This window comes from Pseudomonadota bacterium, assembly GCA_038533575.1.
Classification (GTDB): Bacteria; Pseudomonadota; Alphaproteobacteria; order Rhodobacterales; family Rhodobacteraceae; genus Shimia_B.
Genome location: JBCAYL010000001.1, coordinates 953449 through 966033, shown reverse-complemented (window position 1 = coordinate 966033; position 12585 = coordinate 953449). Strand labels below are relative to the sequence as shown.

The window sequence follows — 12585 nt, the reverse complement described above, 5'->3', positions numbered from 1 at the left end:
AATCGTCGCGTTCGCGCCGGGCTGAGTTGTGCCATGGCGCGAGCGTCACAAAATTGCAATGATCGCCGCGTAACCGCCCAAAATGACACGAAAACTCATCGCCGAAGCGCTCGGCACCGCGCTTCTTCTCGTCTCCGTGGTGGCCTCCGGCATCATGGCCGAAACGCTAACCGATGACGTGGCCCTTGCGCTCCTCGCCAATGCAGTGGCCACGGGAGCCATGCTGTTCGTCATCATCACGGTGCTCGGACCTATATCCGGTGCGCACTTCAACCCAGCCGTCACCCTCGCCTTCGCGCTCCGGGGCGAGATCACGGCGAGCGCGGCGATCCTTTACGTGCTCTGTCAGGTGGCGGGTGGCCTCTCCGGCGTCATCGCGGCCCATGCCATGTTCGCCCAAGAGCTGCTCCAGCTCTCCACGACGCCCCGCGGCACGCCCAATCTCTGGGTGTCGGAGGCCATCGCCACATTCGGGCTGCTCTTCGTGATCTTCGGAGGCCTCCGCGCAAATCCGCAAGCCGTCCCCGCCCTCGTGGCCTTCTACATCACCGGCGCCTACTTTTTCACGAGCTCCACGAGCTTCGCCAATCCCGCCGTCACCGTCGCACGCAGCTTCACGGACACGTTCTCGGGCATCGCGCCGGGCAATGCGCCCGCCTTCATCGCCGTGCAGCTCCTGACGGCGCTGATCGCCACGCACGCGCTCACGCGCCTCTTCCGCGCCTAGGCCAGTCTTCATCTCTCCAGAAGTACTTCGGGGGTGCGAGGGTTGGCCCCCACGCATACCCCGCTCCGCGGCTCAGGTGAGCGAGGTCACCCAGAGGATCGTCGCGTCCTCGGGACTGACGGAAATCACGTTATGCCCCATGGCAGCGTCATAATACGCGCTGTCGCCGCGCCGCATCTCCACGGGCTCGTAGAATTCCGTGTAGAGCCGCACGACGCCGGTGAGCACGTAGAGGAACTCCTCCCCGTCATGGCGCACCCAGCCGTCGAACTCCTCCACCGACCGCGCCCGGACCTGCGCGCGGTAGGGCAGCATGTGCTTTTTGGTGAGCGAGGTGGCGAGCATCTCGTGCTCGTAAGTGGCCGTGGCATGGGCCGTGCCCTCGCCCGAGACGGTCACAGCCATCCGCCCGTTCACCTGCCCCTTCGAGGGCGGCGTGAAGAGCTGCGGGACCGAGATCTCAAGCCCCACGGCCAGCTTTTTCAGCGCATCGTAGGTGGGCGACATCTGCCCGTTCTCGATCTTGGAGAGCGTGGAGCGCGCCAGCCCGGCCTGCTGCGCGGCCTGCTCCAGCGTCCAGTCCCGCGCCTTGCGGAGCTCGCGCACACGCTGCCCGAGATCGAGCGGCGCCGCGATCTCCGTCTCCCCGCTTTCGCGGGCAATACGAATGATGGAGGTCTGGTCGTTGAGCTCTTCCTTGGCCATGGGGCGTTCTAGGCTGCGCCAGCGAGGCTTGCAACGCCGCCGCCCCGCGCGGCTTGCAACTGTGCCCTGCGCGCCCTAGCCGTCCGGCATGGCCGCCCCGGACTTCAATCTCGCCGCCCACGTGCTGGCCCGCGCCCCCGAGCAGCCCGACAAGATCGCGCTCGCTGTCCTGGGCCCCGCGCGGGCGGAGCGCTGGAGCTACGGCAAGCTCGAAGCGGCGGTGCGCGGCGTAGGCCATGGGCTCTTGGAGGCGGGCCTCCGCCCCGGCGACCAGCTTCTACTCCGGCTGGGCAACGGCGTGGCATTCCCGCTCGCCTTTCTCGGGGCCATCGCCGTGGGCATCGTACCCATCCCAACCTCGGCACAGCTCACGCGGCCCGAGATCGACTCGCTCCTCGCCCACATCTCTCCGGCGGCGCTAGTCTGCGGCCCGGGCCTCGCCCTGCCCTCCGAGGCGCACCCGACGATCACGGAGGCCGCGCTCCTTGCCATGGCCAAGGGTCCACCGGCCCAGTTCGCGCGCGGGTCGGCGGAGCGGCTGGCCTACATCATGTTCACCTCCGGGACCTCGGGCCGCCCGCGCGCCGTGGCCCATGCCCACCGTGCCATCCTCGCTCGCGCGATGATGTTCGAGGGTTGGTACGGCCTCACATCCGAAGACCGCCTGCTTCACGCGGGCGCGCTTAACTGGACTTTCACGCTGGGCACGGGGCTCCTCGATCCCTGGACGATGGGCGCCACGGCGCTCGTGCCGGCGGAGGGGACGGCGCTCACTGCCCTGCCCCTCCTCCTCAAGCGCCACGACGCCACGCTCTTCGCCGCGGCACCGGGCGTGCTTCGGAAGCTCCTGAAGGCGCCAGAGAAACTCGTGCTGCCCCGGCTCCGCCACACGCTGACCGCGGGCGATCACCTTCAGCCCGCGCTGCGGGACGCATGGCAAGCGGCCACCGGCAAGGGGCTCTACGACGCCTACGGCATGACCGAATGCTCCACCTTCCTCTCCGCCTCTCCCGCGGGCGCGCCGTCCCTCACCGTGCAGCCCGGGCGCCGGGTGAAGATCATGGAAGACGGCACCATCGCCATCCACCGCGCCGAGCAGGGGCTCATGCTCGGCTACGTCGAGGCCGGACGCGCCGGAGAGACACACGCCCCGGGCCTGACCCAGAACCCAACTGAGGGCCTCTCCCTCTATCTTCCACTGCAAAACGATCACTTCCTCACCTCTGACCGCGCGCGCCAGGACGCGGACGGCACCATCCACTACGAGGGGCGTACAGGCGAGATGATGAACGCGGGCGGCTACCGCGTGAGCCCGCTCGAGGTGGAAGCCGCGCTCGGCAGCCTCGCGGGCATCGAGGATGTGGCCGTGGCCGAGGTGCCCGTGAAAGACACCTCGATCATCGTGGCCTTCCATACCGGGCCCGCGCCGATCTCGCCCGCGACATGGCAAGGCCATCTCGATGCCAGCCTCGCAGGGTACAAACACCCCCGTGCGCTGGTGCACTTGCCCGCCCTGCCGCGCTCTGCCAATGGAAAGCTCATCCGCCGCGCACTCCCCCAGCTCTTCGAGGCCGCCCCCGATGATTAAGCTCGACATCCTTTCCGACCCGATCTGCCCGTGGTGCTACATCGGCAAGACCCAGCTCGACCGCGCGCTGGCCGAGCATCCCGACCACCCGTTCACGATCGAGTGGCATCCCTTCCAGCTCAATCCAGACATGGCCCGCGAAGGGATGGACCGCGCGGAGTATCTGGAGCGCAAGTTTGGCGGCAAGGAGGCCGCCGTGCAGGTCTACGGCCAGATCCAGCGCCATGCCGACGAGATCGGCCTCACCGCGAACCTCGGCGACATCAAGCGCACGCCCAACACAATCGACGCGCACCGCCTGATCCATTGGGCGGGCATCGAGGCACGGCAGGGCCCCGTCGTCGACGCGCTCTTCCAGGCCTATTTCGTGGAAGGCCGCGACATCGGGGATGCGGAGGTGCTGGCCGATATCGCCGACAGCGCGGGGCTTGACGCAGCGGCGGTGCAGAAGCTTCTGGCCACCGACGAAGACGTGCAGATGATCCGCGACCGCGACACCCATAGCCGCGAGATGGGGGTGAACTCCGTGCCCACGTTCATCGTGGCGGGCCAGCACGCGGTGCCCGGCGCGCAGCCGCCGGAGCTGTGGTCGAAGGTCATCGCGGAAATCACTGAAAAGATGGACGAAAGCGACACCGCTTGAGTGCCGTCATGCCGTCGCTGACGGAGGAGCGCGCCTCCCTGCGCTTCATCGCGCTCTCGGCGTTCCTCGTCTCCACCGTCGCGCTCGGCATCGACATGATGCTAGCCTCCCTGCCCGAGATCGGCGTGGCGCTCTCGCCCGCCGATCCCGCCCGCGCCACGCTCGTGATGGGGTCCTTCTTCATTGCGCTCGGGTTCGCCACCCTCTTCGTCGGCCCGCTGCTCGATGCATACGGCCGCCGCCCGGTGATCTTGGCGGGTCTGGCGCTCTACATGCTGGGCGGGCTCGTGAGCTGGGTGGCGCCCACGCTCGAGGTGATGCTGGCGGGCCGCGCGCTCATGGGTGTGGGCGCGGCTGCTCCGCGCATCGGCGTGCAGGCGATCATCCGGGACAGATTTGAAGGCCGCAAGATGGCCGCCACGGTCTCCCTCGTGATGATGATCTTCACCCTCGTGCCGGGCATCGCGCCTCTTCTGGGCGCATGGATCGAGGCGCTTCTGGGCTGGCGGGCGGTCTTTGCGGTCTTTCCGATCTTCGGTACTGTCGGCTTCATCTGGTTTGCCCTGCAACAGCCCGAAACGCTGCGCACCCGCCGCCCCTTCTCCCCCCGCTCTTGGGGCGCGCAGGTCATGGTCTGCCTGCGCTTGCCGGTCTTTCGCCGCGCGGCCTCCATCCAGCTCTTCGTCTTCGCCTCGCTCTACGGGTTCCTGACGGCAGGCCCCGCGATCTTCACGGAGCGCTACGGGATCGGGGACCTCTATCACTACCTCTTCGGCGCGGCCTCGATCACCGGGGCGTTCTCCTCCTTCGTCAACGCGCGTCTTGTCGAGCGGCTGGGCATGGTGCGGCTTCTACGCGCCTCGCTCGTGGCATACGGGCTCGTCGTGGGGCTGAGCCTCCTGGGGCTTGTGGTGGGGCTCGGGCTGCCCGCCTTCTTCGTGGCGATGTTCTCGGGCTTTTTCGTGCTGGGCTTCGTGATCGGCAACGCGCAGGCGCTGGGGCTTCAGCCGCTGCCCGACGCCGCCGGTACGGGCTCGGCGACGTTGCAGGCGGTTTCCACGCTGGGCGCGGGCGCGCTCGCCATCCCCATCCCGCTCCTTTTCACGGGGAGCCCGGAGGCCATGGTAACGGCGCAGCTCCTCTTCGGGTCCGTGGCGCTCTGGTCGGCTTTCCTACTCACGCCGGACTAGGCGCGGCCTTCTTCTTCTTGATCGTCCCTGCGCGTTCCGCGAGGTCGCGGGCGATGGCGAAGGCGCCCTTGATCTTGTCGGCGTCCCTCTTCCAGTCCCGGCGGACGATGATCTTGTTGTCCTTCACCTTCGCGAGTCCGCGCTGATCCTCGATGAAGGCCACGAGCCCCTCGGGGGAGGCGAACTTGTCGTTGTGGAACTGGACCGTGGCGCCCTTCGGCCCGCCGTCGAGCTTGGCGATGCCGGCGCGTTTGCACATGGCCTTGATCCGCACGACCAGGAGGAGTGTGTTGACCTCTTTCGGGAGCGGCCCGAAGCGGTCGATCATCTCGGCGGCGAAGCCTTCGAGCTCCACCTTCGTCGTGAGCGACGACAGCCGCCGGTAGAGCCCGAGCCGCACGTCGAGGTCGGGGACGTAGTCCTCGGGGATGAGCACCGGCACGCCGAGGTTGATCTGCGGCGCCCATTGCCCGTCATCATCGTCGGTGAGGCCCTCGGCTTCGCCGGAGCGGATCTTGGCTATCGCCTCCTCCAGCATCTGCTGGTAAAGCTCGTAGCCCACGTCGCGCATCTGGCCCGACTGCTCCTCGCCCAGGAGATTGCCTGCGCCGCGTATATCCAGATCCTGGCTGGCCAAAGTGAACCCGGCGCCGAGACTGTCGAGCGAGCCCAGCACGCGCAGCCGCTTCTCCGCCGCGGGGGTAAGCTTCATGCGGGGCTTCGTCGTCAGGTAGGCATAGGCGCGGGTCTTCGCGCGGCCCACCCGGCCCCGGATCTGGTAGAGTTGGGAGAGCCCGAACATATCCGCGCGGTGTACGATCATCGTGTTCGCCGTGGGGATGTCGAGCCCGCTTTCCACGATGGTGGTGGCAAGCAGCACGTCGAATTTACCGTCGTAGAAGGCATTCATCCGGTCATCGAGCTCGCCCGCCGCGAGCTGCCCGTGGGCCGTCACGAACGTCACCTCCGGCACCTCCCGCTTCAGCCAGTCTTCCATCTCCGGCAGGTCGGAGATGCGCGGGACGACGAAGAAGCTCTGCCCGCCGCGGTAATGCTCGCGCAGCAGCGCCTCGCGCAACGTGACCGTGTCGAACTCGCTCACATAGGTCCGGATGGCGAGGCGATCGACGGGCGGCGTGCCGATTATGGAGAGGTCGCGCACGCCCGAGAGGCTGAGCTGCAGCGTGCGGGGGATGGGCGTCGCCGTCAGCGTGAGCACGTGGATGTTGGAGCGCATCTGCTTCATCCGCTCCTTGTGCGTCACGCCAAAGCGCTGCTCCTCGTCGATGATGAGAAGCCCGAGGTTTTGGAAGCGGACCTGCTTGGCCAGGACCGCGTGGGTTCCCACGACGATATCGACGGTGCCCTTGGCCAGGCCTTCTCGCGTCTTCGCCGCCTCCTTGGCATTCACGAAGCGCGACAAGGCTCTGACCTGCAACGGAAATCCGCGGAACCGCTCCATGAAGCTCTGCGCGTGCTGGCGCGCGAGCAGCGTCGTGGGCGCGATGACGGCCACCTGCACGCCCGACATGGCCGCGACGAACGCCGCGCGCATGGCGACTTCTGTCTTGCCGAAGCCCACATCGCCGCAGATGAGCCGGTCCATGGGCTGGCCCGCGGTGAGGTCCGCGATCGTGGCCTCGATGGCGGTGAGCTGGTCGTCGGTCTCGTCATAGGGGAAGCGGGCGGAAAACGCGTCCCACATGCCCGGCGGCGGCTCGAGGATGGGCGCCTTGCGGAGCGCGCGCTCGGCGGCGATGCGGATGAGCCGCTCCGCCATCTCCTTGATGCGCTCCTTGAGCTTGGCCTTCTTGGCCTGCCAGGCGCCGCCGCCCAGCTTGTCGAGAAGCCCCTCCTCGTGGCCGAAGCGGCTCAGGAGCTCGATATTCTCCACCGGCAGGTAAAGCTTCGAGTTTTCCGCGTATTCGAGCAGGATGCATTCGTGCGCGGCCCCGGCCGCTGTCACGATCTCAAGCCCCTTGAAGCGGCCCACGCCGTGATCGACATGGACGACGAGATCACCCGGCGCGAGGCTCTGCGTCTCGGTCAGGAAGTTCTCAGCACGGCGCTTCTTCTTCGTCTGGCGGATGAGGCGGTCGCCCAGCACGTCCTGTTCGGAGATGACCACCATCTCTGGCGCCTCGAAGCCGTGCTCGAGCGCCCAAACGGCGAGGTAGACGCCCGGGCCCTTGAGGCCGTTCGCGTCCTTCACCGAGATCGCCTCGACGATGCCTTCATCTTCGATGAGGCCCGTGAGGCGCTCGCGCGCGCCGTCCGAATAGCTCGCGATGACGACCGGCCTATCCTCTACTTTCGCGCGAATATGCGCCGACAACGCACCGAAAAGGCTCAGAGATTCCGACTGTCGCTCCGGCGCGAAATTGCGGCCGACGCGCCCGCCTGCATCTATGGCGCCGGGCCCCGTGGGTTGCGGGAGCGGCGCGAACTGCACCACGCGATGGCCCGCTACAGCAGCCTGCCAGGCGTCGTCATCAAGGTAGAGATTGGCCGGCGGCGCGGGCTTGTAGACGCTGTCGAGCCGGCCTTTCGCTGTCATCGCCTCGCGGCGGGTGTCGTACTGGTCGGCGATGCTCTCCCACCGTGCCACGCGCGCGGCGGTGACCTGGTCGTCGAGGGTGACGGTCGCGTCCGGCAGGTAATCGAAGAGCGTCTCGAGGCGCTCGTGGAAGAACGGCAGCCAATGCTCGAAGCCCTGGTGCTTGCGGCCCGCCGATACGGCTTCGTAAAGCGGATCATCTGTCCCCGCCGCGCCGAATTCGAGGCGGTAATTCTGCCGGAACCGCGTCACCGCCGCCTCGTCTAGGATCACCTCGGAGACCGGTGCGAGCTCCACGGCGTCGAGCTTTTCCGTCGTGCGCTGGGTCGCAGGATCGAAGCGGCGCGCGCCATCGAGGACGTCTCCGAAAAGATCGAGCCGCACGGGCCCGCCCTGTCCGGGCGCGAAGATGTCGATGATGCCGCCCCGGATCGCGTAATCGCCCGGCTCCATCACCGTGGGCGACTGCGTGAAGCCCATCCGCACGAGGAACTTGCGCAGCGCTTCTTCGTCCACCCGCCCGCCGACACGCGCGGTGAAGGCCGCCTCGCGCAGCACATCCCGCGCAGGTACCCGCTGCGTGGCGGAATTCAAGGTCGTCAGCACCACGAAGCGCTCCGGCATGCCTGCGAGGAGCGCGGCGAGCGTCGCCATCCGCGTGGCGGTGATGTCCGCATTGGGCGACACGCGGTCGTAAGGGAGGCAATCCCAGCTGGGAAAGATCACAACCGGCATGTCGGGTGCATAGAAGGCCAGCGCCGCGCGCATGGCCTCGAGGCGCTTGTCATCGCGCGCCACATGCACCACCGCGCCGCCCTCCGCCTCCTTCAGGACGAGCTGCGCGTCAAAGCCCTCTGGGGCCCCTGATGCCGTGATATGCGTGGGAGCGTTCATGGAAGCGTGTCACCTACGCGGGCGCTTCCCCTTGTCAAGATGCGCCCGGCCTCAGAGCGGCCCGAGCTGAAGGTTTTGGTACATCCCGAACATCGCCGTCACGAAGATCGCCACGATGCCCACCACCTGCGTGCCCAGCCGCTGCCGCGCCAGCGCACGGTGCAGCGCCTCGCCGTGATTGGCGCCCCGGTTTATGCGCACCGCCGTCGAGAGCGCCATGCCTCCGACAAGGCTCAGCGGCCCGAAGATCAGGAAAAGCGCCTGCGCGATCTCAAGGTCGTAGACGAAACCAAGAAGCGCCAGCGCGGTCAGGAAGAAGCACACGAAGCCCATCACCCAGAGGCCCGAGACCTCCCCGATGAGCAGCAGACGCCGCACTTTCAGCGCCACCAGCGTCTCGAGATCATCCTGCGCCTCGCCGCCGTGGCGCTTGGCACGCTGGATCATGTCATAGGGGACGCCGAGGACGAAATAGGACGCCGAGGACCAGATGACCGCGAGCACCATCCAATACCAGACGGTGGAGAAGGATCGAAAATCGATCACTTCCATCAGGGTCGTGTAGAAGTCCAAGCTCGCCTCGCCTTGCGCTTTTGGCGCGACCCTATGCGCCAGCCGCGCCGCGCGAAAGGGGCAAAGGGGAGCGGAGGCTTGAGATGTGGGCAGCCCCGTGTCACTGACACCACGCAATCAAAGATCCACGCAGGCCTAGATGACCCACGCCCCCTTCCCCCTCGCCCGCCCGCGCCGCTTGCGCCGCACGTCCGCGCTCCGCGCGCTGGTGGCCGAAAACGTCCTCACGCCCGCGGATTTCATCTGGCCCATTTTCGTGATGGACGGGAAGGACGCCGAGGAAGCCGTGCCCTCGATGCCCGGCGTCGTGCGGCGCACGGTCGATCGCGTGGGCGCCGCGGCGAAAGAGGCATATGCGCTCGGGGTCCCGGCGATCTGCATCTTTCCCTACACCGATCCCGCGCTCAAAACCGAGGATTGCGCCGAGGCCTGGAACCCGGACAACCTCTCGAACCGCGCGATCCGGGAGATCAAGTCCGCCTGCCCCGACATCGCGGTCATGACCGACATCGCCCTCGATCCCTACAACATCAACGGCCATGACGGCTTCGTGGAGGACGGGGTCATCGTCAACGACCGCAGCGTCGAGGCGCTCGTGAAGATGGCGCTCGCCCAGGCCGAGGCCGGCGCCGATATTCTCGGGCCCTCCGACATGATGGACGGCCGCATCGGCGCCATCCGCGAGACGCTGGAGGCCGAGGGCTTCCAGGACGTCACGATCCTGAGTTACGCGGCCAAGTATGCGAGCGCATTCTACGGGCCGTTCCGCGATGCCGTGGGTGCCTCCGGCGCGCTCACCGGGGACAAGAAGACCTACCAGATGGACCCGGCCAATGGCGACGAGGCCATGGAGATGATCGCCCGTGACCTCTCCGAGGGGGCCGACATGGTCATGGTGAAGCCGGGCCTCGCCTATCTCGACATCTGTCGTCGCGTGAAAGAGACGTTCGGCGTCCCCACCTTCGCCTACCAGGTGTCTGGCGAATACGCGATGATCGAGGCCGCGGCCGGCCATGGCTGGATCGACGGAGACACTGTCATGCTCGAGAGCCTCATGGCCTTCAAGCGCGCGGGCTGCAACGGCATCCTCACCTACTTCGCCCCGCGGGCTGCGCGGCTCCTCGCCTAAAAACACCTCAAAGCGTGACAGGCCTGCGCAATCGGCGTATTGTTGCCATGAGACCGGGAAAACCCGGCAGAGCAGATATCAGGCAGTGACATGACCCAGACACGACGGATGTTTTCCCTCGGCCTCTTGGCCGGCACGGCGGCCCTTGCGGGCTGTGGCAACGGAATCGGCAACGCAAACGATCAGCGCATAGACGCCCGCGTCGATGGCACGCTCAATTTCATGTATCGCGAGTTCCCGGGCACGGTTCAGCTGGCCCGGAATGCCAATGGCCTCCTCGTGATGCCCCTCGTCACCGAGGCCGGTCTCGGGATCGGGGGATCCTTCGGGCGCGGCGCGCTGCGCGTGAACGACGTGACAGTGGATTACTACTCCGCCGCTTCCGCCTCCGCCGGGCTCCAGATCGGCGCGCAGCAATATGCCCATGTGCTCTTCTTCATGACCGAAGACGCGCTCATGGATTTCCGCCGCTCCCCGGGCTGGGCCGCGGGCGCCGATATCGAGTACGCGCTCCAGAACGAGGGCCAGAGCATCCGCGCGGAAACGACGACCTCGCTCGCGCCTGTGATCGCCGCCGTCTTCGGGCAGGCGGGCTTCCGCGTGGGCGCCACGCTCGAAGGCACTAAGTACACGCGCATCATTCCGTAGCGGCGCCGCGCGCACCGCAAGTCAAACGAGCTTTTCTTTCCCGCCCGCGCCCCCTAAAGCGCGGGCGACCTCATTCCGGAGCCTCCTCCCATGGACCTGCGCAACATCGCCATCATCGCCCACGTGGATCATGGCAAGACGACCCTCGTGGATGAACTCCTGAAGCAATCGGGGGCCTTCCGGGAAAACCAGGCCGTGGCCGAGCGGGCCATGGATTCCAACGATCTCGAGCGCGAGCGCGGGATCACCATCCTCGCCAAGGCCACGAGCGTGGAATGGCAGGAGACGCGGATCAACATCGTCGATACGCCCGGCCACGCCGATTTCGGCGGCGAGGTGGAGCGCATTCTCTCCATGGTGGACGGGGTCGTGCTGCTGGTGGACGCAGCCGAAGGCCCGATGCCGCAGACGAAATTCGTGACCTCGAAGGCGCTCGCGCTGGGCCTGCGCCCCATCGTGGTCCTGAACAAGGTCGACAAGCCGGACGCCGAGCCCGACCGGGCCCTCGACGAGGTTTTCGACCTATTCGTGGGCCTCGGCGCGTCCGACGAACAGCTCGATTTTCCGGTTCTCTATGCCTCCGGCCGCTCCGGCTGGGCCGATGCGGAGCTCGACGGGCCGAGGCAGGACCTCTCCGCCCTCTTCGACCTCGTGGTCGCCCATGTGCCGCCCCCCGCGCAGCAGGCGCGAAAGGAGGAGCCCTTCCGGATGCTCGCCACGACGCTCGGCGCCGATCCCTTCATCGGGCGCATCCTGACGGGCCGCGTGGAAGGCGGGACCCTCACGCCAGGCGAGACGATCAAGGCGCTCTCGCGCAGGGGCGACCGGATCGAACAGTTCCGCTGCACGAAGATCCTCGCCTTCCGCGGGCTCGGGCAGCAGCCCATCGAGCGGGCGGAGGCCGGCGATATCGTCACGCTGGCAGGCATGACCAAGGCCACCGTGGCAGATACGCTCTGCGCCACGGACGTGGAGGCAGCCCTGCCCGCGCAGCCCATCGACCCGCCGACGATCTCCGTCACCTTCGGGATCAACGACTCGCCGCTGGCGGGCCGCGACGGCAAGAAGGTGCAGTCCCGCGTGATCCGCGAGCGGCTCATGAAGGAAGCCGAGCAGAACGTCGCGATCCGCGTGGAAGACACGCCCGGCGGCGAGGCCTTCAACGTGTCCGGGCGCGGCGAGCTTCAGATGGGCGTGCTGATCGAGAACATGCGGCGAGAGGGCTTCGAGCTCTCGATCGCGCGGCCCCAGGTGATCCTGCGCGACGTGGACGGCCAGCGCATGGAGCCTGTTGAAGAGGTGACGATCGACGTCGATGACGAGTATTCCGGCACGGTCATCGAAAAGCTCACCGGCGCGCGGAAGGGCGACCTCGTTGAGATGCGCCCCGCCGGCACCGGCAAGACCCGCCTCATCGCCCATGTCCCGTCGCGCGGGCTCATCGGCTATCACGGCGAGTTCCTCACCGACACGCGCGGCACGGGCGTGCTCAACCGCGTCTTTCACACCTGGGCGCCCTACAAGGGCACGATCCCCGGGCGCCGTGCGGGCGTGCTGATCTCCATGGAAAGCGGGGTTTCCGTGGCCTACGCGATCTGGAACCTGGAGGATCGCGGGCGCTTCTTCATCGGCGCACAAGAGGACGTCTACCAGGGCATGATCCTGGGCGAACACAGTCGGGAGAACGACCTCGAGGTGAACCCGCTCAAGGGCAAGAAGCTCACCAATATCCGCGCCGCGGGGTCGGACGAGAACGTGCGGCTGACCACGCCGGTGAAAATGAGCCTCGAGGAGGCCATCGCCTATATCGACGACGACGAACTCGTCGAGGTGACGCCAAACGCCATTCGCCTTCGCAAACGCTTTCTCGACCCCCACGAGCGCAAACGTCAGGCTCGCGCCGCCAGCTGATCCAGAGGAGCCGCTGACGC

Annotated in this window: 10 protein-coding genes; 7 read left to right on the top strand and 3 right to left on the bottom strand. The window is 67.2% G+C overall.

Annotated elements, in window-relative coordinates; all coding sequences use genetic code 11:
* The first annotated feature begins 82 nt into the window (after window positions 1-82).
* Window positions 83-727: an MIP/aquaporin family protein gene (locus tag AAFM92_04950; GenBank protein MEL7299713.1), complete on the top strand. Its 645-nt coding sequence runs from the start codon at window positions 83-85 to the stop codon at window positions 725-727.
* Window positions 728-799: 72 nt separating this feature from the next.
* Here the strand turns inward: AAFM92_04950 and AAFM92_04945 are convergent, their stop codons facing one another.
* The gene (locus tag AAFM92_04945) at window positions 800-1432 is read right to left on the bottom strand and encodes an XRE family transcriptional regulator (GenBank protein MEL7299712.1); all 633 of its coding nucleotides are present in this window, start codon (window positions 1430-1432) and stop codon (window positions 800-802) included.
* An 88-nt stretch (window positions 1433-1520) separates the two neighbouring features.
* On the opposite strand from AAFM92_04945, the gene AAFM92_04940 reads away from it, so the two are divergent.
* The 3 genes from AAFM92_04940 to AAFM92_04930 are packed head-to-tail and all read left to right on the top strand — an operon-like array spanning window position 1521 to window position 4853.
* Entirely contained in the window at window positions 1521-3020 is a 1500-nt protein-coding gene (locus AAFM92_04940; GenBank protein ID MEL7299711.1) for a class I adenylate-forming enzyme family protein, read from the top strand.
* Window positions 3013-3663 (top strand): DsbA family oxidoreductase, encoded by a 651-nt coding sequence (locus AAFM92_04935; GenBank protein MEL7299710.1) that lies wholly within the window; start codon window positions 3013-3015, stop codon window positions 3661-3663. The genes AAFM92_04940 and AAFM92_04935 overlap by 8 nt, the downstream gene beginning before the upstream one ends.
* Window positions 3664-3671: 8 nt before the next feature.
* Window positions 3672-4853, top strand: coding sequence for an MFS transporter (locus tag AAFM92_04930; GenBank protein MEL7299709.1), 1182 nt, complete (start codon window positions 3672-3674; stop codon window positions 4851-4853).
* On the opposite strand, the gene mfd is transcribed toward AAFM92_04930, so the two are convergent.
* Window positions 4840-8304 (bottom strand): transcription-repair coupling factor, encoded by a 3465-nt coding sequence (mfd, locus tag AAFM92_04925; GenBank protein MEL7299708.1) that lies wholly within the window; start codon window positions 8302-8304, stop codon window positions 4840-4842. The two genes, AAFM92_04930 and mfd, sit on opposite strands and share 14 nt — an antisense overlap.
* 51 nt (window positions 8305-8355) lie before the next feature.
* The gene (locus AAFM92_04920) at window positions 8356-8877 is read right to left on the bottom strand and encodes a component of SufBCD complex (protein ID MEL7299707.1); all 522 of its coding nucleotides are present in this window, start codon (window positions 8875-8877) and stop codon (window positions 8356-8358) included.
* Window positions 8878-9016: 139 nt separating this feature from the next.
* Between AAFM92_04920 and hemB the strand changes: the two genes are divergently transcribed.
* From hemB to typA, 3 genes are all read left to right on the top strand, one after another.
* On the top strand, window positions 9017-10006 hold the full coding sequence (gene hemB, locus AAFM92_04915; GenBank protein MEL7299706.1) for a porphobilinogen synthase: 990 nt from the start codon (window positions 9017-9019) through the stop codon (window positions 10004-10006).
* A gap of 90 nt (window positions 10007-10096) precedes the next feature.
* On the top strand, window positions 10097-10654 hold the full coding sequence (locus AAFM92_04910; protein ID MEL7299705.1) for a YSC84-related protein: 558 nt from the start codon (window positions 10097-10099) through the stop codon (window positions 10652-10654).
* Window positions 10655-10744: 90 nt separating this feature from the next.
* Window positions 10745-12565, top strand: a complete 1821-nt coding sequence (gene typA, locus AAFM92_04905; protein MEL7299704.1) for a translational GTPase TypA — start codon at window positions 10745-10747, stop codon at window positions 12563-12565.
* Window positions 12566-12585 lie beyond the last annotated feature (20 nt).

Coding starts and splice junctions, on each gene's coding strand:
- AAFM92_04950 (MEL7299713.1), top strand. CDS start 83: ATGACACGAAAACTCATCGCCGAAGCGCTCGGCACCGCGCTTCTTCTC.
- AAFM92_04945 (MEL7299712.1), bottom strand. CDS start 1,432: ATGGCCAAGGAAGAGCTCAACGACCAGACCTCCATCATTCGTATTGCC.
- AAFM92_04940 (MEL7299711.1), top strand. CDS start 1,521: ATGGCCGCCCCGGACTTCAATCTCGCCGCCCACGTGCTGGCCCGCGCC.
- AAFM92_04935 (MEL7299710.1), top strand. CDS start 3,013: ATGATTAAGCTCGACATCCTTTCCGACCCGATCTGCCCGTGGTGCTAC.
- AAFM92_04930 (MEL7299709.1), top strand. CDS start 3,672: ATGCCGTCGCTGACGGAGGAGCGCGCCTCCCTGCGCTTCATCGCGCTC.
- mfd (MEL7299708.1), bottom strand. CDS start 8,304: ATGAACGCTCCCACGCATATCACGGCATCAGGGGCCCCAGAGGGCTTT.
- hemB (MEL7299706.1), top strand. CDS start 9,017: ATGACCCACGCCCCCTTCCCCCTCGCCCGCCCGCGCCGCTTGCGCCGC.
- AAFM92_04910 (MEL7299705.1), top strand. CDS start 10,097: ATGACCCAGACACGACGGATGTTTTCCCTCGGCCTCTTGGCCGGCACG.
- typA (MEL7299704.1), top strand. CDS start 10,745: ATGGACCTGCGCAACATCGCCATCATCGCCCACGTGGATCATGGCAAG.